The following is a 23,163-nucleotide window of genomic DNA, read 5'->3' as shown; positions in this document are numbered from 1 at the left end:
TTTTCCTCGATAAGTAAACACCACTCACGAAGCAACCTTTGCAAAGCAAAGGTAAGTAACAGCTTACGAAATAACCTTTTCTCGAAAAGGTAAGTACCGCTCACTAAGCAACCTTTGCTGCGCAAAGGTAAGTATCGCTTACGAAGTAACCTTTACTACGTAAAGATTTTAGGAGGAATCAAAAATTGTCGCCAAGAAATGTGGAAAGAGACAGGCAGGCAAGAGAGGCGAGAAGAGAGCATATATTAGACTGTGCCTTGCAGGTGATCGCGAAGCAGGGACTCGACGCGGCGAATATTAAAAGCATCGCGAAGGAAGCCAAAGCCAGTGTCGGCAACGTGTATAACTATTTTGAATCGAAGGATGCCATTTTCAGTGCGGTGCTGGAGCGGGGGCAGGTCAATTACGGGCGGATGATTTCGGAGATGGCCGCAAATAGCGAGCTAAACGCCAGAGAGAAGCTGTTGGCAATAGCTGACGGATGGATCAAAACGCCGACCAACTGGGCTTTTACCATTATGCTGCAAAGCATTCGGACAAACGAAACCGTATCGCCCAAGCTGCGCGAGGATGCGACGCGGCGTTTTACCGTCAATTTGCAGCCGATGGCCGAGATTATGCGCCAGGGACAACGTGACGGTCTACTGCTGGAAGGCGATCCAGAGCAGCATGCCTTTTATTTCGTCAGCTTGATTCAAGGGTTGACGCTGCAGCTTGCACCAGGCTATGAAATTCCGGTTGCTATTCGGGCGGCTCAGCTCGTTCGCTTGTTCGAGAACAAATCCGAATCGTAATTCGTCCGCTGTGAAAAAAAGGTTTGACAATCGCTCTCCCCAGTTGCTATCATACTTTTATCAAAACGAACCAACGTTCAGTTTGTTGGGTAAAAAGCATAAGTCGTTATCGACCAGACCAACTGGAGATGGACCGACATGAATACTTGCGCATGGGGCAAGTGTATCTCGTCGGGACAGTCTCTTTTTTTTATGCCTTAAAACCAAGTAAACAGGTAGATTTATTTATGTATTAAAAAGGAGGGATGCGCGATGGCTTCCGAAACGCTTGTCATTGACGGCTTGAATCGCATTTTTTCTTCGCCTGCGGGCGATGTGGCAGCGCTGAGCAATATCAGGCTGAAGGTGAAAAAAGGGGAATTCATTACGCTGATCGGACCGAGCGGCTGCGACAAGAGCACGCTGCTCAAGATCGTGGCGGGGCTGGATACCGGATATACCGGCACCGTGCTGTTGAACGATGAGCCGATCAACGGTCCGAGCATCGAAAAAGGTTTTATTTTTCAAGAGCCTCGCTTGTTTCCATGGCTAAGCGTCGAGAAAAACATCGCTGGCAACCTATCGCTGAAAAAACCGGAGGTGCGAGCCAAAGTTGACGAGCTGATCGAGCTCGTCAGGCTGAAAGGCTTCGAGAAGTCGTATCCGCGCGAGTTGTCCGGCGGCATGGCGCAGCGGGTATCGATCGCCAGAGCGCTGCTCCGCAATCCGGACGTGCTGCTGCTCGACGAGCCGTTCGGGGCGCTGGACGCTTTTACAAGGGCTCACTTGCAAGAGGTGCTGCTCGATATTTGGCAAAAGAATCGGACGACGATGCTGTTTGTGACGCATGATCTGGACGAAGCGGTTTTTCTTGGCGAGAGAGTAGTCATCATGAATCCTCGTCCGGGCCATATCCGGTCCGTTTTGCCGATCGATTTGTTCTACCCTCGCAAGAGGTCGAGCCCCTCTTTTCAAGAATGGAGACGCAAGGTGCTTAATGAGTTTGAGAAAGTGGAAGAGCCTGCGATCGATCAAGGTGCGGGCATTTAAACAAAAAACAGGATAGGGGAGAGATCGAAGATGAAGTTTCTAAAGGGATGGAAAATCAAAGTCGTATTGCTGGTGTCGGTAGTGGCGGTGCTGGCTGCTGGCTGCGCGAACACGGATAAAAAAGCGAGCGAGGGTGCGAACAAGTACGATGGCCTGACGGTACAGCTCGGCGTGCAAGGAAGCGGCGGTTTGCTTGGCAAAGCGCGCGAGGAGAAGTGGTTCGAGGATGAATTCGGCAAGCTCGGCGTGAAGGTGGAGTGGTCAGAATTCCAAAGCGGTCCACCGATGACAGAAGCGATGGCTGCCAATCACCTCGACTTCGCTGGGCTCGGCAACATGCCGATCGTGGCGGCGCAGGCGGCGGACATTAAGTTTAAAGTTATTTCGCAGCTGCTCGAAGGAAAAAACAATGTCGCCATTATCGTCCCGACCGACAGCCCGGCGAAAACGATTGAAGATTTGAAAGGGAAAAAGATAGCGGTGGCAAAAGGCAGCAATGCCTACAACTTCCTGTATCGCAGCCTTAATGATGCGGGCGTGAAGGATTCTGATCTGGAAATTATTCAGCTGCAGCCGGACGAAGCACAGCCTGCTTTTGAATCTGGCGGTGTGAATGCTTGGGCTACGTGGGACCCGTTCATTACGCTCAATACGCTGACCGGCAAAGCGAAGGTGCTGGCGGATGGCGAACAACTGGGCGTGCTGTCGCCATCGTTCCAAATTGTGCGTAAAGACTTCGCCGACAAGTATCCGGAATTGGTAACGCTCTACTTGAAAGTGTTCGAGAAGACGCTGCAATGGGAAGATCAAAACTTGGATGAAGCGCTGAATCGCTATGCGACGGAGCGGAAGGTACCGGTTGAGGTCATTAAAGCTACACTGCAACGTTCCAAAACGATTAATCGTCCGGTGAGCGACGAAATAATTGCCGAGCTTCAGAAGACCGCTGATTTCCAATTTTCAATTAAAAACATACGCAAGCAAGTGAACGTTGCCGACGTATTTGACAATCAATACGTGGAAGCAGCGCTGAAGAAATAAAGAACGTCAGAGGAGGCGGTAAAGATGGAAAAGACAGCATCTCCGGCTTTTTCGAAGGAAAGAGCCAATAGCAAAGCCGCCGCAAAAATCAAAGGGCGAACGAAGTCAGGATTTCCGTTTGTCTCCCTGCTATTGGGGGCGCTGCTGCCTGTAACGCTGATCATCGCTTGGGAGATAGCGGGAGCGGCGGGTATGCTCAATCCGATTCTGCTGCCGTCTCCCAGTACGATCTTTGAGGAGCTTTACGCGTTGACCTCGTCCGGCGAGCTTGCCCGTCACCTTGGCGTATCCGCCTGGCGGGCGCTGCTTGGCTTCCTCCTTGGCGGAGGCTTAGGGCTTGCGGCCGGTGTAGCCGTAGGTTTCTCCTACAAGACAGAGCGGCTACTCGACCCGACGTTGCAAATGCTGCGTACGCTGCCGCATTTGGCTATTGCTCCGCTTTTTATTTTATGGTTCGGGTTCGGCGAAACGTCGAAAATATTGCTGATCGCCAAAGGTACCTTTTTTCCACTGTATGTGCATACGTTTCTAGGCATCCGGTCTGTCGACGACAAGCTGTTCGACGTAGCCCGAGTGCTCCAGTTCAGCCGCAAGCAGCTGATCGCGAAGCTCATTATTCCGGCGTCGTTGCCGAATATTTTGCTCGGAGTGCGGTTATCGGCTGGCGTTGCCTGGCTGGTGCTGGTCGTTGCGGAAATGATGGGGGCGAGCGCCGGCGTCGGCTTTTTAATTAACGATGCTAGGTCGTTCTCGCTGACATCGGTCGTATTTGTCGGCATTCTCGTGTTCGCGGTTGTCGGAAAGCTGACAGATTCGCTTATTTTGCTGGCCGAACGCAGGCTGCTGCGTTGGCAGGACAGCTACAAAGGAGACGACGCGGCATGAACGGACAAACGATAGAGCGCAAAGGCTCGCGATCGAATCAAGAGGGCTGGCTGGGCGTTATTCCGAAAAGGCTTCACGCCTGGTTGCTGCCGGTCGCTATCGCGATTGTTTGGCAAGCTTCGGGCATGCTGGGGCTGATCTCGGAATCGCTGCTGCCGACGCCGGTCGCCATAGGCAAGCAATTTGTGCTGCTGGCGGCAAGCGGCGAGCTTTTCACGCATTTGGGCATTAGCGTTTATCGGGCGATGACAGGCTTCGCGCTGGGTGCAGCGACGGGTCTGGCGCTTGGGCTTTTTACCGGACTGGGCAAGCTTGCCGAGAAAACGCTTGATCCAACGCTGCAAATGCTTAGAACGATTCCGCTGCTGTCGCTCATTCCGCTTTTTATTTTATGGTTTGGCGTTGGCGAGTTTTCAAAGACGCTGATGATCGCGTTAGGCGCTTTTTTTCCTGTTTACGTCAACACGTTTCTTGGCATCCGCAGCGTCGATCGCAAACTGTTCGACGTAGCACGCACGTTCCAGTTTTCGCGCTACCAGCTCATTGTCAGGCTCATTGTCCCTTCGGCTTTGCCTAATATTTTGCTGGGCGTTCGGCTTTCGCTGGGAGTCGCCTGGCTGGTGCTTGTCGTTGCCGAACTGATGGGTGCGAGCGCGGGAGTCGGCTATATGATTCAAGACGCTAGAGTGTATATGCAGACGGATATTGTGTTTGTCGGAATCGTTATTTTTGCCGTCATAGGCAAGCTGTCCGACTCGCTCGTCCGTTTGCTAGAGAGACGCTGGCTTCGCTGGCGGGACACCTTTAAAGGATAATGAACACCGAAGCGGGAGGAAAACGCAATGGGGAGAGAAGAACAGCTTCATCTTGGGGCGTTTATTTACTATACCGGACATCATCATTTTGGCTGGAGGCACCCGGCTTCGGGGGCCGAAGATTTGTTCGACATTCAGTTTTATAAAAAGCTGGCTCAGACGGCGGAACGCGGCAAATTCGATATGATGTTTCTGGCCGATCTCCTATATGTGCGCGGCGTCGAACAGGCCGCGTCGGGCATGCTGGAGCCGGTTCAATTGCTTGCTGCGCTGTCCATGGTGACGGAGAAGCTGGGACTGACGGCTACCGTATCGACCACCTATAACGAACCTTATAACGTGGCGAGGAAGTTCGCTTCTCTCGATCATATTAGCGGCGGCCGTGCAGGCTGGAACATCGTCACTTCGCAGCTGGATGCGGAAGCGCATAATTACGGTCGGGAGAAGCACCCGGAGCATGCGCTGCGTTATGAGATGGCAAGGGAGTTTACCGAGACGGTCACTCGGCTCTGGGATACGTGGGAGGACGGTGCGCTTGTAATCGATCGCGAAGCGGGTGTTTTTGCCGACGATTCAAAGGTTCGGGAGACTGAGTTCAGGGGACATTGGTACGGGACAAAAGGGACGCTTAACGTTCCCCGGCCGCCGCAAGGCTATCCCGTACTGATCCAGGCTGGCTCTTCAGAGCCGGGGCAGTCGTTTGCGGCAGAGTTTGGTGAAGTCATTTTCACGGCGCAGCAGTCGCTTGAGGCGGCTCAATCGTTTTATCGAAGCGTAAAAAGCAGGCTGGCCGCTTTCGGCAGATCGCCGGACAGCTTGAAAATTATGCCCGGCTTGTCGCCGGTCATCGCCGAGACCGAGGAAGAGGCGCAGCGGAAATACCGGGAGCTGCAAGAGCTGATTCCGCCGAGTATGGTCGTTGGCGCGCTGTCGGGCATGCTGCAGTTCGACCTATCCGGCTATCCGATCGACGGCCAACTGCCTGATATTCCGGACCCAGTAGAGGCATCAAATGGCATGAAGAGCCGTGTACAGCTCGTCATGGACATGGCGCGTAAGGATAGACTGTCGATCTTAGAGCTGGGCAGACGGTTAATCGGCGCTCGCGGCCATATGCAGTTCATCGGCACGTACGAGCAACTGGCTGACTTTATACAGCATTGGTTTGAAGAGTACGGCTGTGACGGCTTCAACATTATGCCGCCCGTGCTGCCGGGAGACTTAACGGAGTTTGTCGATCATGTCATTCCGATTTTGCAGCAGCGCGGCTTGTTCCGCAAGGAGTACGAGGGCAGCACGCTTCGCGAGCATCTCGGCTTGGAAAGGCCGGGTCTCGGCCATTTCCAAGCGGGCGCAGCGAAAGCTGCAACCGGCGGAGCTGAAGCGGCGACTGTCGCAGCAGCGGTTGAGGGAGAAGCAGCGGCAGATACGCTGCCTACCGGAGTGTAGGGTGTGAAGCAGCAGATATGTTGCTTATGTGGTGCAGAATGTGAAGTGGCAGGTATGTTGCATTACGGTGTGTAGGATGTGCAGCGGCAGGTATGTTGCTTTTACGTTTCTTAATACAAGGGCGGACAGTTATAATACGTCAACCAACCTATCACGTATGCTGCTAAGTACGCTGGGCGGAAAAGTGCAGCGCCGGAACTCCGAGCTATCAGTTGCAGATACTTTCATATCTCGCGCGCTGGTAAGAGGTAGCTAGACTATGAGCCAAGAGAGTGCTTGGAAGCAGATATGTAGCCTTGCGTGTGAATGTGCAGAAATCTGTGGCTTAGCGGATACACGGTGCGCAGGCACGTGTGTAATAGTTGTTACTCAAGAAAAACAGTCAATCCCGCGTAATCGAGGGGGTGACTGTTTTTTTTATTCGTTTAACCTTGTGTACTCTATCTTAAATGTCTCCATGCAAAGTAATAACTGCTTTTTTGCAGTTATTACTTTGCAATCGGCACATATCTGTCCATATAACTGCAAAAAGGCAGTTATTGGGCTGCTCATCGCCACATGAAGAGGGATTTTAAGGAAATAACTGCAATTTAGCATTTATTCTGCTCAACTGAACCATATAGGCTCCCAATAACTGCGAAAAGGCAGTTATTCTTCTCAGTCGCATATGTTTTGCCCCGCAACTAACTATCGTTCTGCTAACTTTACTGACTACCGCCCCTGTTTCTCCTCAACCTGCCAATTATCACTGCTGATTGGGTGGGAGTGCGTATTGGTGAATAGAAAAACTGCCCTCGGATACGCTATGAATGGAAAAGGAGGGGATGGCAAATGACTGATTCTACAGGTGAATTCGTATCGAAAGTAAAAGATACGCAAAACAAGCAACAAGCAAATAAAGAGCGGTATGGAAAAGGCAAACCTGCGGGTAAGCTGGTCAATAAGCAGCATACAAATAATCCATAAAAGAGAGGGCTGGCGGACGACTTGCTTGCCATATGGCAGTGGGGTAGTCGGCGGCCCTCAGCTTTTTCAATCGAACATTTCTAAGCATTGACAATTACAAATTAAAGCGTCATTATATACATATGAACAATTGCTCATATATTGAATATATTAAAACAAAACAATCACTTTTTGGGATACAACTGGTGTACGGGAGGCGGAGACACAATGAACGATAAAAGGAATAAAGATGACCTTTCCAGCGATCACGCAAGGGGTACGGCGAAGCAACAAGGGAGCGGTCATTCCTGCGAAGGCGGCCATGGCAATGATTCACACGGCCATGACCACGCCCACAATCACAGCGACTCTCATGATCACAACCACGATCAGGGTCACGGACATCATCACGGCCACGACCACGGTCATTTAGGGCATCATCATTACGATACAAAGGGCAATAAAACGGGGTTAATTATAGCGTTAATTATTACTTCCGGTATTATGATCCTGGAGTTTTTCGGAGGATTAATTACGAATAGCTTGGCACTGTTATCGGATTCCGGTCATATGCTGAGCGACGCCAGCGCGCTCGCACTGAGCCTAGTGGCAATCTGGTTTGCCTCGCGTCCGGCGTCGCCGAACAAAACATACGGTTTCTACCGTTTTGAAATATTGGCAGCGTTATTTAACGGCATTACTTTATTTGTTATCGCCGGTTTTATCGTATGGGAGGCCATTGGCCGCTTCTTCGATCCACCGGCTGTATCGAGCCTGTCGATGATGGTCATTGCGTTCATCGGCTTGCTGGCGAACCTGGCAAGCGCTTGGGCGCTTATGCGCAAAGGAGACGTTCACGGCAACCTGAACGTGCGCAGTGCTTACTTGCATGTCATCGGAGATGCGCTTGGCTCAGTTGGTGCGGTAGTGGCCGGACTGCTCATCTACCTTTTCAATTGGAATATCGCCGATCCGATCATTTCCGTCGTTGTCGCCTTGCTGATTTTGCGCAGCGCATGGGGCGTCATTAAGCATACGCTTCATATTTTGATGGAGGGGACGCCGACTGCTGTCGATCAGCAGGAAGTGAAGAAGACGCTGAGTGAAATCGAAGGCGTCGTCGACGTGCATGACTTGCACATTTGGACAATTACGTCAGGTCTCGATTCGTTAAGCTGCCATCTGCTGGTCTCCGAGGGAACGAATTGCCAAGAGGTGCTTCAGCAGGCTATTCGCCGCATCGAGGAACGGTTCAAAATCCAACATTCGACGATTCAAGTGGAAAGCTCCATCATTCGGCACATGGAACTAAAAGTTTGATAACCGCACTTCCCATTCAAAAAGGACCGTTCGCTGCGCATCAAATGCGGCGAACGGCCTTTATTGATTTATGCCTCACTGTTAGGCTTGCTTCTGCCCAAAAGCCGGCGATTTAAGTACATTTTATTGATTAATGTAACGTTCGAAAATAGATCCGAAGTCCTTCACTTTAAACTGTCTATGCGTGTCGGAAAGCCAAGCGAAAGCCGATTTGTTCAAGCGGTCGAATGAATCGGCAATGTCGAAATCGCCTTTATGCGCATGACTGAGCGTCGAGGAGGCGAGCTCCAAGCTTTGTCGCGCATAGCCGAGTTTTGTCTCATTGTCGTACGTTATCTCTGAAATTTTCACTAATGCTTTATAAAGGTCCTTGACCTGCTCTAGAAACTTTTTGTTCACGTCGATCGAGAATACCGAATCGCCGATCGAAAACTTAATTTCGACGTCAAGATCGACCGTTCCCGCCGTTTCTAGTGAGACGTTCGTGATGCGGTGTGTACCGTAAGGGTAGCGGCGCAACGTTCTTTTCTTGCTGATGGCGCTGGTTCCGTCCAGGTGTATGAAGGCTTGGTTGGTGAAGCAGTATTCATCCGATTTGGACTTGATGAGAAAATAAATTTTCTCGTTGTCCTCGTGCATGACGTAGTCGTCGGAATCGACTTTGTTGTAATTTTCCGGCGTAATGACGGCGCCAATATCGCTGATGCCCAGCAGATCAGCCGCTACTTTTCCGAACATGATAACCAGCCCTCTCCCATAAATAAATGAAATTCCAGTACCATTATATAGGCTTTAAACAAATATATTCAATCCTTATTTCTTCTGGTTTCGCGATAAAACGGCATATTTCGCATACATCTCAGCCAATCGAAGCAAGTTGACTGGCCGCCCTCCCTCGCTGTACACTTTGTTCAAAATCGGACCGAAGGGGAAGATGACGCTTGGCGCTCTTATATATCGAGGATGACAAAGAAATTGGCGGCTTTGTGCAGCGGCTTTTACAGGACAAGGGCTTCGAAGTCGTTTGGCTGATGAACGGTGAACAGGCCGTCGAAGAGGCGGGAAATTGTGAATTGGCGATTCTAGACGTCATGCTGCCGGGACTGGATGGCTTTACGGTCGGGCAAAAGCTGAAAAAGGCGTTTCCGTCCCTGCCGATTTTAATGCTTACTGCAAGGACCGGAATCGAAGATAAGCTTCATGGCCTGCAGTTTGCCGACGATTATTTGACGAAGCCCTTCCATCCGGACGAGCTGGCGGCAAGAGTAGAGGTATTGCTCCGCCGTTTCGACGTGCATGCTGCTTCCACGCCTCTGTCGATCAAGCATCTTCTCGTGTACGAGAAGGAAAATCGAATTGTGGATCGCCGGACCAAAGAGGAAGTGGCGCTGACAGGCAAGCAATTTCAAATTTTCAGCTATCTGGTGCGCCATCTCGGACATATTCTGACGAAAGAACAAATCTATGAGGCAGTCTGGAACGAGCCGTACATAGAGGGTGATAAAACGCTGATGGTTCACATCCGTTATTTGCGGGAAAAGCTGGAGAAGGACCCGGCTGCCCCCGAAATCATTGAGACGGTGCGGGGCATCGGCTACAGGGTGAGAGCATGACGGACAAGGACAAGGCGAACAAGCAAAAGCACTCGGACGGGCTGCCGACCGAATCGCCGCGCAACGATTCTATCAAGCAGAAACGGAGCAGAGGCTTTTTCAAAAATCGATCATCACTCCAAACCAGATATATCTTGCTGATGCTGAGCGCGTTTCTGTTTTTGCCCTTGGTATTGTCGGGATCGGGCATTGTGTATTCGCTAACCGCGACGCTGTTTAACGGAGCCAAAGAACCGTTAAAGTACGGAGGCAAAACGGAGCTCGAAAAAGCTTGGCACCGCGAAGCGGGGGAGCTTTGGGACAGCTCTGGCGAAGAAGTCGACAATCGGTTGCGACAGCTTAAGGAGGCATATCCGGAAGCGTCGTTGTTCTGGGTAGATGACACAGGCAAGCTGCGCTTGCAGCTGGAAGGACAAGAGCGGCGGGAGGAGCCGTTGCCCGACGACTGGTCGCCTGCCGATGCGATACGCTTTATGAAATCGGGTGTAAAAGGCGATCCATTTACCGTCGTTGCGTTTATTGGCGGCTCGCAGACGATAGAAAGCTCTTTTATGGTGCTGCAAATGCCGCGCGAACTGCTGCAGAGAAGCCAGCCGGCAGGCTGGGAAACGCCGTTTTACGGGATATTCACAATCGTGATATTTGTTCTGTTCATCGTGCTCTCCCTGCTGTTCATTCGTCAACTGCGCAAACGTCTGCTGCGTCTGCAGAAAGCGATGGGGCAGAGCGGCGCCAGCGGAATTCCGAACCCCGTTGAATTAACGAGAGACGACGAGATCGGACAGCTGGAAATTTCTTTTAACCGTATGGTGGAGCAACTCGAGGATAGCGTAGCCAGGGAGAAAGAGGAAGAGGAGCTGCGCAAGCGGTTGATCGCCAATCTGTCGCATGATTTGAGGACTCCTCTTACCGTAATGGGCAGCCATTTGTACACGCTTCGCGGAGAGGAGCTGAGCGCCGAGGGGCGTGAGGCGGCTAAGCAGCTGACGGCAAAAATATCGGACATGAGCGAGCTGATTGAAAACTTGCTCTCTTATACGCTGATGACGAGCGGTAAATATCCGCTGAAGCTGGAGAAAATCGATGCTGCCAGACTTGCCAAGGAATGCGCGGCCGCCTGGTACCCGCTTTGGGAGAAGGAAGGGATTGACGCGGAGGTCGATTTGCCTGCTGGCAGGCTGATGTGGGAGATTGACCGCGAAGGCTTCAAGCGTCTATTGGACAATTTGTTTCAGAACGTCGTTCGCCATGCGGCTGCAGGCTGTTATATTGGGCTCACGGTTGAACCAACTGCGGATGGCGACATGCTCGTCATATCCGATCGCGGCCCGGGCCTCGCAGCGGCTTCTGAGCGAAGAGGGTCGGGGATCGGCCTCGCCATCGTCGATTATTTAGCACGGGAGATGGGATTGGACTGGCGTACGATATCGAACGAAGACGGCACGCGTGTCTATTTACGGCAGGCGGGAGCCAAGGTACAGCGTTGATGGAAAGAAGCCGGACTCTGGCGAGTAATAATCGCCGGAAGTCCGGCTTTTTTTAAACCAATTTTAAACTTGGCCTTTTCCTTGCTTTAACCTTCATCCGTTAACCTTAATGGCGAGGTGATGAAAATGAGCCAATGGGTCATTGAAACGAAAGCATTGAGCAAACGCTACAAAGGCCGCTTCGCCGTATCGGATTTGAATTTACGGATCGGCAAAGGTGAAATATACGGCTTTCTCGGGCCGAATGGAGCCGGTAAAACAACGACGATTCGCATGCTGCTAGGCTTAATCAAGCCTTCTTCGGGAAAGGTGGAGCTATTCGGAAGACCGCTCGCCAAAGAGAGAATTGCTCTGCTGCGAAAAGTCGGCGCGCTTGTGGAATCTCCGTCTTATTACGGTCATCTGACGGCGGTCGATAATTTGGAGGCGATCCGTAAAATCATCGATGCTCCAAAAAGCCGAATTGACGAAACGCTGCATATCGTCGGGCTGACGAAAGAGGCGCGAAGAGCGGTCAAAGGCTACTCGCTCGGCATGAAACAGCGCCTTGGCATCGCCAGCGCCCTGCTCGGAAATCCCGAGCTGCTCGTACTGGACGAGCCGACCAACGGACTCGATCCATCCGGCATTTTGGAGATTCGCGAGCTGATTAAGTCTATGCCTAAGCAGCATGGCGTTACCGTTATGATCTCCAGCCATCTGCTTGGTGAAGTCGAGCAAATGGCAAGTACGGTCGGCATCATTCGCCAAGGGAAAATCGTTTTTCAGGATACGTTCGAAAGCTTGCGCAAGCAGGCGCGCAGTACGGTTGCAATTCGCGCATCCGAGCCGTCGGAGGCGGTTCAAACGCTTCGCGGGCTCGGGTTGGATGCGGAATGCCACGAAGGCTTGATCGTCCTTAACGATGCGGTCTCCGACAGCGCAGTTGGCACAGTTGTCCGCAAGCTGGTCGAACGCAATCATGACGTCTATCGAGTCGAGGAGAGACGCAAATCATTGGAGGAGCTGTTTCTGCGCATCGTCGAAGAGGGGGGAGGGCGATGAAGTTTTGGGCCGTGCTGGCATCCGATTGGATCAAAATACGCAAGAGAGGCTTATGGCTGCTGGCTGTGCTGGGTCCGGTCGGCACGGTCGCCATGCAGGCGCTCAACTACGGCTTGCGATACGATTATTTGCTTAAGCTGTATGAGGAAGATCTATGGACAGGCTTGTTGGATAGCGTGATGATGTTCGTGCCAATCTCGTTGTATCTCGGCATTACGCTCATTTGCTCACTGCTCGCCGGCATTGAGCATCAGACGAATTCGTGGAAGCAGCTGCTGGCGCTGCCGATCGGCCGCTTCCCCGTCTATGCATCGAAGCTGACCGTCGCCTTTGCTTTGCTCTTATTTTCTTGCGTCCTGCTTGCCCTGCTTACCATAGTGCTCGGTCTTTTGCTGGGTTTTGGGGCAGATGCGATTCCTTATGCAGGCATTCTGAAGCTGAGCTTCCTGCCTTTCCTCGGGTCCTTGCCGGGCCTTGCGGTGCTGCTATGGTTTTGCCTGACTGTAAAAAATCAAGGATTGCCGATTACGTTCGGCGTCGTTTGCGCGGTGTTTGCCCTCGTTCCGAAGTTCGACTGGCTGCCGGTCAACTGGCCGGGATTCGCTTATTTTCACCCGCAAAGCGGATGGTTTGCAACCGCCGGGCTTGCAGCCGGAGTTGTCCTGTTTGCGATGGGCGCGCTCCATTTTGGACGAAAGGATGTGGAGTAGTTGATGCGTTCCTTCTATTCGTTGCTGGCGTCGGAGGGGCTGAAGCTAAGGAAGTCGCCAATTTGGCTGCTTGTGCCGATCAGCCCGTTCCTTATGCTGCTCATTGGCATGCTGATGAACTTGGACGGCATTGGGGAGGCTGACCGGGCAAGCACTGTGCTTTCTACCATGGCAATGATGCACAGCATCCTGCTGCTCCCCATCATGACGGGCGTCTGGTCGGCGTTTGTGTGCCGCTACGAGCATGGCGGAGGAGGCTGGAAGCAGCTGCTCGCCTTGCCGATTTCCCGAACGGAGCTGTATCTTGCCAAGCTTGCGGTTGTGGCGCTGCTCGTGTTGGCGGCCCAATTGCTTTTCCTTGCGGCGGCATGGCTGGTGATGATTCGGCACGGTATTGAGCCGTCTTGGAGGCTGTTGCTGGGGAGTGTTGTCGGCGGTTGGGCGGCATGTCTGCCGCTAGCTGCGCTTCAACTGGCTGTATCGACGCTATGGAGCAGCTTTGCGGCTCCGCTTGCGTTGAATGTCATGCTGGTGCTGCCCAATATGATGGTTGTTAATTCGGCGGATATTTCACCGTTTTATCCTTGGGCGCAGCCGACGCTGCTTATGATGTCGGGCGGTACCATGGACTTCGGCGGCTATACCATTCCGTATTGGCAATTGCTAACGACTGTAATTGGGAGCTTTCTCGTCTTTCTGACTGGCGGGCTAGCTTATTTCAACCGAAAGGAAATATAAAAAGAAAAAAGCTGCATGCGCTACTTCGATACAGAAGGCGCATGCAGCTTATTTTCCATTTTGCGGCTTCGCAGCAGGATGGCGGCCGAAATGAGCAAAACACCGTTGACGACGAATACCCAGCGGATTGGAATGAGTCCGCCCAGCACGCCGCCAATAACGGGTCCGAGCATAGTCGCAAGCTGAGTGGACGACTGGTTGAGGCTAAAAGCCCGGCCGCGGAACTCGCTTTCCGTTACTTTCACGATCATGGCGTTAAGCGCGGGGTATACGCCGGCGAAGAAGAGACCGTAAACGAATCGCAAGGCGCCGAACTCGCCAAAGCCGCCGACGAAAAATTGCAGCAGGTTGCCGATGCCGCCGCCCAACAAGCCGATTAGCAGCACGTTGGAGAAGCCGATCCGGCCGCCGATTTTACCCCATTGCGGAGCAGCAATCAATGTGGCGATGCCGACGGCGGAGAAAATAATGCCGGATTGCAGCGAAGCGTTGCTTCGGTCCGCTCCCAGCTCCATTACATATACCGTCAGCAGCGGCTCCAAGATCATGACGGAGAAGGTCGCGACGCCGGTAAGAACAAGCAGCGTCATAAACGTCCGATTTTCCAGCGCATGCTTCAAATCTTCCTTGACCGACGATCTTGGCGCGGAACGGTTAAACGATTGTTCCTTCGTGAAGAAGGTGGCGATTAAAGCGGAAACCAGCACGATGCCGCCGGAAAACAAAAAGGATTCCCGGTTGCCAAGCCAGTGGCTAACCAAGCCGCCAATCAACGGGCCAATAATGCCGCCGGTAGCGCTGGACGTCGCCATAATACCGAGCGCATAGCCCGTTTTTTCTTCTGGCGTGTTTGTCGCGACCATGGCGATCGCCGCTGGAATGTAGCCGGCCAGCAAGCCTTGAAAGACACGCAGTCCGAGGAACAGGTACGGATCGTGAATGAAATAAGTCATAAAGTAAAGCGCCGCCAAGCTGAAGCCGGATCGGATCAGCATGGGCTTGCGGCCATATTTATCAGCAAGCGAGCCCCAATAGGGGGCTATAAGCGCGCTGGCCAGAAATGTGATGCCGAAGGCGATGCCTGACCAAGCTTCCAGGTGCTTCTCCACGCCAAGCTCTGTATGTAGAAACAGCGGGATAAAAGGAATCGAAGTCGAGAATGCCGTGCTGCAAAAGAAGACGCCAAGCCAAAGCACGAGCAGATTTCTTTTCCAGGGAAAATCGTTCATGGTGAAGGTCACATCCTAAGTTAACGGTAGTCCGTTTCCTTCCCCATTGTAGTCCTATTGCTCCAGAATCACCATCTTTTTTCGCCCAACGCCGTTTAATGAATCAGATCGCTTTCCTTTGCCTTGCGAACGAAGCCGGCGGAGAGGCGGTTGATCGGCGCTTTTAGGAAGAGACCAATAAGCAGTGCGACAGCGGCAAATGTGATAAGCGCAAGCATGTCCATTCTCGCTACGTCCCAAAGGATGCCTCCGACCGCTTCGCGCATTAGGCTAATCGCATAGGTAAACGGCAAGAAGGGATGAATCGCTTGGAAGAACGGAAGCGCCACCTGAATCGGAAATGTGCCTCCAGAGGCTGCGAGTTGCAAGACGAGTAACACGATCGCCAGCGCTTTTCCGACGTTGCCGAACACGGATACGAGCGTGTACACAATCAGCATGAAGACAAAGCTGAGCAGCAGGCCGAACAGAACGAACGAGAGCGCGTCAGAAGCATAGGCTCCGATTAGTACGATATCGCCCGTCGTGATAAGAGCCGATTGCAGCAAAGAAGCGGTAAGGAACGTCAGGAAGCGTCCGAAATAAATGTGATGGCTGCGAAAGTTGTCTCCATCTCTTAAATGCGGGTCGGTTGACAGCAGAGACACGAGCAATAGAGCGCCAACCCATATGGACATGGTGGAGAAAAAGGGCGACATGGCGGAACCGTAATTCGGAATGGGATACAGGCGGTTTTCCTTCAACAGCACCGGCTCGGCGAAAAAGGCGCTTTCCCGCTGCGCATTATTGCGAAGCAGGTCGATAACCTCTTCGAGGCTGCCTTCCTTTTCGAGCTGGCGGATGCGCGCGGCTAAGCTGTCGATTTTCGTTTTCGCGACGGGCATTTTCTTCTCAATCTGCGTCAGAGCGTCGCGTCCGAAGCCTAGACCTTTGGAAGCGTGGCGAAGCAAGCTTTCGATGCCAGGCATATCAGCCGCCGCTTGCTGGAACAAGCGATTTGCGTTTTGCGCGGCGGTTTGGGCTTTGCCCAAGCCTTTTAAAATTTGCGGCTTCAGCTCGCTGTCGAAGCGTCCCAGCAAATCGTCAAGCACTGCGCTCGCTTTCGACGCGCCTTCCTCCAGCTTATCGAGCAGTTCCTTTGCCGGTTCCTCGCCCCGGTCTATCGCTTGGACAATCTGATCGGCCGCTTTGCGGCTGTCATCCAAGCGGGCGCTTATTTGATTCAGTTTCGTGCGAGCATCGGCAAGCCCGCTCCTGCCGGTCAGATCGGCCAGCTTGCCGAAGAGAGAAGCGGCGCTGCTGGTAATGCGAATCGCTGTTGCTAGGCGGGTGGAGAGAGCGGTCAGCGCCTTTTTCGCTTGCTCTGGATCGATGCCGCTCGTCTTCAGACCGGCAGCAATATCCGCCACAGATTTGGCCGTAGCATTGACGAGCTCCAAGTCCTGCTTAATGGATGGAGCGAGCCGGTCGAATGCCTGTGAGCTCTCAGCGAGTAAGCCGTTCACCCTCTCGGCGAGCTGCCGCCCGTCGTTGGCGAGGCTGACCGCCGTCGGCAGCGCCTCATTTGCTTTTTTGACGATTTGCTCCGCTTTACCCGCATCGTCCGACGCCGTTCGAACGGCGTCTTGCAGGTCGGGGAATAGCTCTTCCAGCTTAAATACAAGATTCCGTGTATTTTCGATCGTCGGTTTTTCTTTTTCCAGCTCGACGCCGACCTCGTTAAGCAGGCTGAAAATAGCGCCGTTCGCTGTTTTGATGAACGTGCTGCGAATTTGCTGAACAATGCCGCTGGCGCCGGACGCCGCTATTTTCGGCGAAACGGCATTTATTTTTTCATTGACGAAATATTCGATTTCGGCCTGAATTGGCTTGTCGTTCAGAACGGTTGCGATCCGGGAGGAGAAGTTGTCCGGGATGATGATGCTGGCGTAGTAATCGCCGTGCTTCACGCCCTTGAGCGCCTGCTGCTCGTCGGTGAACACCCAGCCGATTTTATCGTTACTGTGCAGCGACTCAATAATTTCCGCTCCCGCGTTCAAGGCTTGGCCGCGAATGGTCGCGCCCTTGTCATTGCTCGCGACGGCGACGGCCAAGCCGCTTGTATTGCCGTAAGGGTCCCAGGAGCCTTTTATATTAAACCAGGCGTACAGAGAAGGCAGACAGATAAGTCCCAAAATCGTAATGAGTGCCGCCCAGTTGCGGACGATTCCACTTATATCGCGTGCGTACAGTCGGAAAATAGGTTTCATGGAAGCCTCCAGCTTTGGCTGTATTTTCCGGTTAGTATTGCTGAATGACGGGCGAAAGATGCGTCGCGGGCGAAAGTGGTCCTGTGAAGTATTTGAGGAGAGCGGTATGGCGGGGGTTGTTGGGAGTAGCGTAGGTGTGTGGTTGAGGTAATCGTGTGTGAATGTTTTGATGAGAGCGGTATGGTGAGGGGGTGTCGGGAGTAGCGTAGGTGTGTGGTTAAGGTAATCGTGTGTGAATGTTTTGGTGAGAGAGGTATGGTGATGGGGTGTCGGGAGTAGCGTAGGTGTGTGGTTGAGGTAATCGTGTGAATGTTTGGTGAGAGCGGTATGGCGGGGGTTGTCGAGAGTAGCGTAAATGAGTGGTTGAGGTAATCGTGTGAACGTTTGATGAGAGAGGTATGGTGATGGGGGTGTGGAAGTTTTCGTGGGAAGGGACGACGATTGCAGGAACGAAATAACTGCAAAAATGCAGTTATTTCGTTCCTTGAAGCGGCAAATATAGAAAATAACTGCCAAAAGGCAGTTATTTTCGGCACTTCCAGCTAAATAGAGAGTTTCAGCAGGAAATAACTGCAAAAAAGCAGTTATTTCCAATTGAAGGGTTGTTACTGTGATAAATAACTGCTTTTTCGCAGTTATTTAGTGAGCGGGTGGGGGGTGTAGCACACCATACGGCGGGCGAGGTGAAGAGTGGTGTGAAATAGCTAGGCTAGGTTGCTCTTGAACAGGTAGGTCGGCGCTGCCAGGCCATGTGCAAAGCAATGGAACACTGGGCACAAAACTGCTGCTGAGTCATAAGGCAAATTGCAGCGCAGTCTAGCCGCGAAGCGTTGCGCCCCCGGCGGCTTCTCTAGCCGCGAAGCGCTGCCGCCCCCGGCGCTACTCTAGCCGCGAAGCGCTGCCGCCCCTGGCGGCTTCTCTAGCCGCGAAGCGCTGCCGCCCCGGCGGCTTCCCTACCCAACGATACCTTTATCTGCGACGTCCTCCATCTCACTATAAAGAACGGTGCGATTGCGTCCTTCGTGTTTTGCCCGATACAGCGCTTCGTCGGCGCATTTGAACAGCGTCTGAAGGTCGTTGGACGTTTTCGGATAAGAGGCGATGCCGAGCGAGACGGTAACAGGGCGGCCCATAGGCGTCGGAACCGTCTCCATTTTTCGGCGAAGCGTCTCGGCTACACGGAACGCCTGCTGTTCCGAATCGAGCGGCAGCAATAGGGTAAACTCTTCGCCGCCGAAGCGGCAACAGTAATCTTTATCCTGTTTGACGGACAGCATCGTGTCTGCAAGTAGCTTTAGCATTTCATCGCCCATCTGATGGCCGAATTCGTCATTGACGCTTTTGAAGTGGTCCAGATCCAGCACAATAATGGAAAATGGCAGATGCTGCTTATGCCAGGCGTTCATAATCTCGTCCATCATCCGCCGGTTGGAGAGACCGGTCAACGAATCGGTATGCGCTTCTTGCGTCAGCGTCTCCGTTTGCTTTTGCAGCTTGCTGAACGCCAGAGCTACGGTGCTCATCAGCTGGTTAGCTTCATAATTCCAGTACACTTTATTCGAAAACTTCATAGCTGTGCTGTCTCCCATGGATAAGCGGTACGCGTCGCGGGCCAAACGATTAAGCGGCTCCACCAACGTCCGCGAGAGCCAGAGAGTCAGCGTCAGCAGCAAGATAAGAAAAGGCGTGGAGTAAACGGCCATTTGCGTAATCATATTGCGCGAGGTCGAAATAACATAAGCTTCGGGCGTTTGCGAGACAATCCCCCAGCCAATCTCCGGAACGGGCGAAAAACCGGCGAGAAAGCTTTTTCCTTCGGAATTGATGACTCGCTGATGGCCCGCTTGGCCGTTCATTAATTTAGCAACGACGGGATTGTTCTGCACATTGTCGGCAATTCTCTTTTTCTCCGGGTGAAAAATGATCGTCCCATTGGAATCGACAACGTAATAATAAGTACCGCTGTTGTTCTTCGTTTGAACGCCCAATATATCCTGAAAAATGTTGGGTTGATGCAAATAGATCGTTCCCGCAACAAAGCCTTTATAGTTTCCGTTGCTGTCAAAAATCGGATGACTGACCATCACGAGCAGCCGCTGAGTCAAAGCGACATAAGGCTCGGAAATGTAAGGTTTGCGCGTCTCCAGCGATTCCTTAGCGGCCTTTGAGGTCAATTTCGCACCGATAATTCCTAAATTGTTAGGCGAGGTTGAGACGACGGTGCCTTGTGCATTGATAACGGCAATAGAATTAAAGTAGTGATTCGTATTCATAAAAAAATCGAGCTGTGTGAGCACCGACGCGTCCGACAGCTCGGAATCGGCCAAATAATCGGCTGTCACCCGGATACTGTCTTTCATCGATCGAATGAGAGAGTATGTAGTTTTGCTTAAGTCTCCCGCTGTAATCACATTTAGCTCGATGGTATTGGTGGTCAGAGAACTTTTTTCGGTCTGATAACCGACGATTATATTAATGAGGATTGCAATTAGAACGGAAAGGAGTACGACAAGCGAAATGATGGTAAACAGCCTAAAACCTTTGGTTGGCTTCAAAACTTTAATCATTGACGGCTCCTTTGCATAAATTACCTCTCATCTTACCATCTTTTACTGGATGTTTCGAGATGATTCTACAAATATTTCGTCAAAAATCGACTGATATTCCAGTTGCATATCAATGCCATATAAGCGAGTGGTTTGAGGAGGTTTTTCTATATGGCAAGGACCATTTCAGAAACGATAAGCTTTTTCATTTCACGGTTTAGCAGGATCCGTTTCTTCTATTTATAAAGGGGGAGAATGGGATGGCTGTCGGACCGTCTTTTTTTGCTGGAATAGGGCTTGGACATCCTGGAAAAGCGATGATACGATGATAAAAGCAGTTTATTCCTAGTGCGTTACTTAAAATAACACAAAATCTATTGACGAGATCCAAATCGTCTGATAATTTATTGATAAATAGAAATATATTATTGAATATTGATAATAAGGAGTGTAGAACATGGACAGAATTACGGCGGCCAGAGGCACTGAGCTTCGCTGCAAAGGGTGGAGACAGGAAGCGCTGCTGCGCATGCTGGAAAATGTGCTCGAGAACGGCGAAAATCAGCAGGAATTAACCGTTTATGCCGCGCTTGCAAAAGCGGCCCGCAACTGGGATTCCTATCATGCCATCGTGAATACGCTCAAATCGCTGGAGGAGGACGAAACGCTCGTCATTCAATCCGGCAAGCCGATCGGCATTATGCGTACGCACAAATACGCGCCGATTGTCGTTATGGCGAATTGCAATATTGTAGGACGCTGGGCGACCAGCGACAACTTCTATAAATATCAAGAGCAAGGCTTGATCGTATGGGGCGGATTAACGGCTGCGGCTTGGCAGTATATCGGCTCCCAAGGCGTCATTCAAGGCACCTATGAAATCTTCCAATCCATTGCGAGAATGCACTTTGGCGGCAGCTTAGCCGGCAAGTTCATCCTGACCGCCGGACTTGGCGGCATGGGCGGGGCGCAGCCTCTTGCGGGCACGATGGCCGACGCGGCCATTTTATGCGTCGAGGTAAACGAAGCAAGAATCGACAAACGCATTGAAGTAGGATACTTGCAGCGCAAAACGGCCGATTTGGACGAAGCGCTCGATTGGATTCGAGAGGCCGTTGCCAAACGTGAAAGCGTCTCCGTCGGCTTGCTCGGCAATGCAGCTGATATTTATCCGGAGCTGGTGCGGCGCGGCGTGCAGCCTGACGTCGTGACGGATCAAACTTCGGCGCATGATTTAATGTACGGTTACATTCCGAGCGGCTACAGCCTCGAAAAAGTGGCCGAAGCGCGTAAAACGGCGCCAGAACAGCTGCGTAATGACGCCGGTGCATCCATCGCAGTTGAAGTGGAAGCGATGCTGGAATTCCAGCGCAAGGGAGCGGTCGTTTTCGATAACGGCAACAACATCCGCTCGCAAGCGGTGCAGTATGGGGTGCCTAATGCGTTCGATATCGCCGTCTTCACTGAAGCGTTTCTGCGGCCGCTATTCGCACGCGCGATCGGCCCGTTCCGTTGGGTAGCTCTGAGCGGCGATGCTGAAGACATTCGCAAGATCGACCAATATATATTGAAGCATTTCAGCGACAATGAAGTGGCTGTTAACTGGATCAGCCTAGCCAACAAGTATGTTCCAGTAGAAGGACTTCCAGCGAGAATCGGATGGTTCGGGCACGGCGACCGCACGAAGCTGGCGCTGGCAGTGAATGAAATGGTGCGCTCGGGCGAGCTGAGCGGCCCGATTGCTTTCTCCCGCGACCACTTAGACGCAGGGGCGATGGCGCATCCGAATATTATGACCGAGAACATGAAGGACGGAAGCGATGCGATCTCCGACTGGCCATTGCTTAATGCGATGCTGAACTGCTCGTCGATGGCCGATCTCGTCGCCATTCATTCGGGCGGCGGCGGTTATGCCGGTTATATGACGAGCGCAGGCGTCACGCTTGTAGCAGACGGCTCGGCGGATGCCGATCTCCGTTTGAAAACGACGCTGGACAACGATACGGGGCTGGGCGTGCTGCGCTACGCGGACGCCGGCTACGAGGAATCGCTAGATGAAGTGAGCAAAAAAGGAATACGTCGAATCGATACAGATCGGAAGGGGAATGTGTAATGCGCGAGTTAACGATAAATGATGTCCGTGCGGCAGTAAGAGGAGGAGCCGTTTTTGCCGCGGGCGGCGGGGGTTGGGTCGATCACGGCCTTGAAATCGGCGGAGCGGCAGTAGGTATCGCTAAGCCGAAGCTCGTCTCGGTGGATGAGCTTCCAGACGACGCAATCATTATTACTTGTACGGCAATTGGAGCTCCGGCAGGTAACGAATGGGAAATGTGGGGAGTCGATTATATCAAAGCGGTTCAACTGCTGATGGATAACTTCGACGGTAAAGTCGTAGGCGTCATGACCCCGCAAAACGGGATGTCGAGCACGATCAACGGCTGGCTGCCGGCTGCGGCGCTAGGCCTTGTAGTCGTTGACGCAACGGGCGACATCCGGGCGCATCCGACAGGGAAGATGGGCTCGATGGGACTTGCATCCCGCCTCGACTATGAGACGATTCAGGTTGTCGTAGGCGGAAGACGGGACACAGGTTCCTACTTGGAGCTGGTTGTAAAAGGAACGCCTGCGAAAACCTCGAACATTTTGCGGACGGCTTCCGACATGTCCGGCGGTTTTATCGCATCCGCACGTCACCCGATCCCAGCTTCTTATATTAAAGAGCATGCGGCAATCGGAGGCGTTTCGATCGCGCTTGAATTGGGTTATGCAATGATTGAAGCGGAGAAGATTGGTCCGGAAGCGATTATAGAGACTGTGTGTGAGAAAACAAAAGGCAAGATTTTAGGGCGCGGAAAAGTGCTGAAAAAAGACGTACATTATTCCGGCGCATTCGATATCGGGACGATTACGATGGAAGATGGCAAGGGCGGGCAGCTGACGCTGCATGTCATGAACGAATATATGGCTGTTGACGACAAGAAAGGCAAACGGCTGACGACTTATCCGGACGTTATTACAACGTTCGAAGCGGCAACAGGTCTGCCAATCAGTGTTGGCGGCGTGCAGGAAGGAATGGAAATCGCGTTGTTAGCGATCGATAAGCAGCATGTGCCGCTTAGCTCCAGCGTTAAGGATCCGACCGTTTACCCGGAAGTTGAGGAAGCGCTGGGCATTCCGCTGGCGAAGTACGGGTTGAAAGGCATCTCGAAGTTGCGCAATAAATAATGGCATTAAAGTTGGCTTAACGGCATTAAAGTTCGCAGCTCCTA

Annotated in this window: 19 protein-coding genes; 15 read left to right on the top strand and 4 right to left on the bottom strand. The window is 52.3% G+C overall.

The genetic code is table 11. The features are described from left to right. The first annotated feature begins 185 nt into the window (after positions 1-185). The 8 genes from ACFVTB_RS19610 (at position 186) to ACFVTB_RS19575 (ending at position 8,278) form a co-directional block, all read left to right on the top strand. On the top strand, positions 186-794 hold the full coding sequence (locus ACFVTB_RS19610; protein ID WP_387752811.1) for a TetR/AcrR family transcriptional regulator: 609 nt from the start codon (positions 186-188) through the stop codon (positions 792-794). Positions 795-1,046: 252 nt separating this feature from the next. Further along, positions 1,047-1,823: an ABC transporter ATP-binding protein gene (locus tag ACFVTB_RS19605; protein WP_387752809.1), complete on the top strand. Its 777-nt coding sequence runs from the start codon at positions 1,047-1,049 to the stop codon at positions 1,821-1,823. 30 nt (positions 1,824-1,853) lie between these two features. Next, positions 1,854-2,864, top strand: a complete 1,011-nt coding sequence (locus ACFVTB_RS19600) for an aliphatic sulfonate ABC transporter substrate-binding protein (protein ID WP_387752806.1) — start codon at positions 1,854-1,856, stop codon at positions 2,862-2,864. 24 nt (positions 2,865-2,888) lie between these two features. After that, positions 2,889-3,749 (top strand): ABC transporter permease, encoded by an 861-nt coding sequence (locus ACFVTB_RS19595; protein WP_387752803.1) that lies wholly within the window; start codon positions 2,889-2,891, stop codon positions 3,747-3,749. Beyond that, positions 3,746-4,564, top strand: a complete 819-nt coding sequence (locus ACFVTB_RS19590) for an ABC transporter permease (RefSeq protein WP_387752801.1) — start codon at positions 3,746-3,748, stop codon at positions 4,562-4,564. Before ACFVTB_RS19595 ends, ACFVTB_RS19590 begins: the two co-directional genes overlap by 4 nt. A 27-nt stretch (positions 4,565-4,591) precedes the next feature. After that, positions 4,592-6,013 (top strand): LLM class flavin-dependent oxidoreductase, encoded by a 1,422-nt coding sequence (locus ACFVTB_RS19585; protein WP_387752799.1) that lies wholly within the window; start codon positions 4,592-4,594, stop codon positions 6,011-6,013. Positions 6,014-6,844: 831 nt separating this feature from the next. After that, complete coding sequence (locus ACFVTB_RS19580) at positions 6,845-6,979, top strand: DUF4023 family protein (RefSeq protein WP_387752796.1); 135 nt, start codon at positions 6,845-6,847, stop codon at positions 6,977-6,979. A 207-nt stretch (positions 6,980-7,186) separates the two neighbouring features. Next, entirely contained in the window at positions 7,187-8,278 is a 1,092-nt protein-coding gene (locus ACFVTB_RS19575) for a cation diffusion facilitator family transporter (protein WP_387752793.1), read from the top strand. Between the two features lie 123 nt (positions 8,279-8,401). On the opposite strand, the gene ACFVTB_RS19570 is transcribed toward ACFVTB_RS19575, so the two are convergent. After that, complete coding sequence (locus ACFVTB_RS19570) at positions 8,402-9,016, bottom strand: PH domain-containing protein (protein ID WP_387752790.1); 615 nt, start codon at positions 9,014-9,016, stop codon at positions 8,402-8,404. A gap of 203 nt (positions 9,017-9,219) precedes the next feature. Between ACFVTB_RS19570 and ACFVTB_RS19565 the strand changes: the two genes are divergently transcribed. The 5 genes from ACFVTB_RS19565 to ACFVTB_RS19545 all read left to right on the top strand — a co-directional run bounded on the left by ACFVTB_RS19565 (position 9,220) and on the right by ACFVTB_RS19545 (position 13,870). Then, entirely contained in the window at positions 9,220-9,891 is a 672-nt protein-coding gene (locus ACFVTB_RS19565; RefSeq protein WP_387752787.1) for a response regulator transcription factor, read from the top strand. Continuing rightward, on the top strand, positions 9,888-11,378 hold the full coding sequence (locus ACFVTB_RS19560; RefSeq protein ID WP_387752784.1) for a HAMP domain-containing sensor histidine kinase: 1,491 nt from the start codon (positions 9,888-9,890) through the stop codon (positions 11,376-11,378). Before ACFVTB_RS19565 ends, ACFVTB_RS19560 begins: the two co-directional genes overlap by 4 nt. Positions 11,379-11,504: 126 nt before the next feature. Further along, a complete protein-coding gene (locus ACFVTB_RS19555) occupies positions 11,505-12,422 on the top strand; it encodes an ABC transporter ATP-binding protein (protein ID WP_387752782.1) in 918 nt (305 codons plus the stop codon). Beyond that, positions 12,419-13,132, top strand: a complete 714-nt coding sequence (locus tag ACFVTB_RS19550; RefSeq protein WP_387752780.1) for an ABC transporter permease — start codon at positions 12,419-12,421, stop codon at positions 13,130-13,132. The genes ACFVTB_RS19555 and ACFVTB_RS19550 overlap by 4 nt, the downstream gene beginning before the upstream one ends. Before the next feature lie 3 nt (positions 13,133-13,135). Then, complete coding sequence (locus ACFVTB_RS19545; protein WP_387752899.1) at positions 13,136-13,870, top strand: ABC transporter permease; 735 nt, start codon at positions 13,136-13,138, stop codon at positions 13,868-13,870. A gap of 20 nt (positions 13,871-13,890) precedes the next feature. On the opposite strand, the gene ACFVTB_RS19540 is transcribed toward ACFVTB_RS19545, so the two are convergent. From ACFVTB_RS19540 to ACFVTB_RS19530, 3 genes are all read right to left on the bottom strand, one after another. Beyond that, on the bottom strand, positions 13,891-15,099 hold the full coding sequence (locus tag ACFVTB_RS19540; protein ID WP_387752778.1) for an MFS transporter: 1,209 nt from the start codon (positions 15,097-15,099) through the stop codon (positions 13,891-13,893). Positions 15,100-15,194: 95 nt separating this feature from the next. Next, positions 15,195-17,348 carry a YhgE/Pip family protein gene (locus ACFVTB_RS19535; protein WP_387752775.1) on the bottom strand — a complete coding sequence of 718 codons (2,154 nt, stop codon included), beginning with the start codon at positions 17,346-17,348 and terminating at the stop codon, positions 15,195-15,197. Positions 17,349-18,301: 953 nt separating this feature from the next. After that, positions 18,302-19,915 (bottom strand): sensor domain-containing diguanylate cyclase, encoded by a 1,614-nt coding sequence (locus ACFVTB_RS19530; protein ID WP_387752773.1) that lies wholly within the window; start codon positions 19,913-19,915, stop codon positions 18,302-18,304. Positions 19,916-20,351: 436 nt separating this feature from the next. Here ACFVTB_RS19530 and ACFVTB_RS19525 point away from each other — a divergent pair, with 436 nt between their 5' ends. Next, entirely contained in the window at positions 20,352-22,007 is a 1,656-nt protein-coding gene (locus tag ACFVTB_RS19525; protein ID WP_387752770.1) for a thiourocanate hydratase, read from the top strand. Next, positions 22,007-23,119 carry a thiohydantoin desulfurase gene (locus ACFVTB_RS19520; RefSeq protein ID WP_387752767.1) on the top strand — a complete coding sequence of 371 codons (1,113 nt, stop codon included), beginning with the start codon at positions 22,007-22,009 and terminating at the stop codon, positions 23,117-23,119. The genes ACFVTB_RS19525 and ACFVTB_RS19520 overlap by 1 nt, the downstream gene beginning before the upstream one ends. The last annotated feature ends 44 nt before the right edge of the window (positions 23,120-23,163 follow it).

It is taken from the genome of Paenibacillus sp. NPDC058071, assembly GCF_042885235.1.
Classification (GTDB): domain Bacteria; phylum Bacillota; class Bacilli; order Paenibacillales; family Paenibacillaceae; genus Pristimantibacillus.
This window is presented reverse-complemented; position numbering and strand designations above follow the sequence as displayed.

What these genes read in the sequence shown, in the direction of transcription:
- ACFVTB_RS19605 (WP_387752809.1), top strand. Translation starts at nt 1,047, where the DNA reads ATGGCTTCCGAAACGCTTGTCATTGACGGCTTGAATCGCATTTTTTCT.
- ACFVTB_RS19600 (WP_387752806.1), top strand. Translation starts at nt 1,854, where the DNA reads ATGAAGTTTCTAAAGGGATGGAAAATCAAAGTCGTATTGCTGGTGTCG.
- ACFVTB_RS19595 (WP_387752803.1), top strand. Translation starts at nt 2,889, where the DNA reads ATGGAAAAGACAGCATCTCCGGCTTTTTCGAAGGAAAGAGCCAATAGC.
- ACFVTB_RS19590 (WP_387752801.1), top strand. Translation starts at nt 3,746, where the DNA reads ATGAACGGACAAACGATAGAGCGCAAAGGCTCGCGATCGAATCAAGAG.
- ACFVTB_RS19585 (WP_387752799.1), top strand. Translation starts at nt 4,592, where the DNA reads ATGGGGAGAGAAGAACAGCTTCATCTTGGGGCGTTTATTTACTATACC.
- ACFVTB_RS19580 (WP_387752796.1), top strand. Translation starts at nt 6,845, where the DNA reads ATGACTGATTCTACAGGTGAATTCGTATCGAAAGTAAAAGATACGCAA.
- ACFVTB_RS19575 (WP_387752793.1), top strand. Translation starts at nt 7,187, where the DNA reads ATGAACGATAAAAGGAATAAAGATGACCTTTCCAGCGATCACGCAAGG.
- ACFVTB_RS19570 (WP_387752790.1), bottom strand. Translation starts at nt 9,016, where the DNA reads ATGTTCGGAAAAGTAGCGGCTGATCTGCTGGGCATCAGCGATATTGGC.
- ACFVTB_RS19560 (WP_387752784.1), top strand. Translation starts at nt 9,888, where the DNA reads ATGACGGACAAGGACAAGGCGAACAAGCAAAAGCACTCGGACGGGCTG.
- ACFVTB_RS19555 (WP_387752782.1), top strand. Translation starts at nt 11,505, where the DNA reads ATGAGCCAATGGGTCATTGAAACGAAAGCATTGAGCAAACGCTACAAA.
- ACFVTB_RS19550 (WP_387752780.1), top strand. Translation starts at nt 12,419, where the DNA reads ATGAAGTTTTGGGCCGTGCTGGCATCCGATTGGATCAAAATACGCAAG.
- ACFVTB_RS19545 (WP_387752899.1), top strand. Translation starts at nt 13,136, where the DNA reads ATGCGTTCCTTCTATTCGTTGCTGGCGTCGGAGGGGCTGAAGCTAAGG.
- ACFVTB_RS19540 (WP_387752778.1), bottom strand. Translation starts at nt 15,099, where the DNA reads ATGAACGATTTTCCCTGGAAAAGAAATCTGCTCGTGCTTTGGCTTGGC.
- ACFVTB_RS19535 (WP_387752775.1), bottom strand. Translation starts at nt 17,348, where the DNA reads ATGAAACCTATTTTCCGACTGTACGCACGCGATATAAGTGGAATCGTC.
- ACFVTB_RS19530 (WP_387752773.1), bottom strand. Translation starts at nt 19,915, where the DNA reads ATGATTAAAGTTTTGAAGCCAACCAAAGGTTTTAGGCTGTTTACCATC.
- ACFVTB_RS19525 (WP_387752770.1), top strand. Translation starts at nt 20,352, where the DNA reads ATGGACAGAATTACGGCGGCCAGAGGCACTGAGCTTCGCTGCAAAGGG.
- ACFVTB_RS19520 (WP_387752767.1), top strand. Translation starts at nt 22,007, where the DNA reads ATGCGCGAGTTAACGATAAATGATGTCCGTGCGGCAGTAAGAGGAGGA.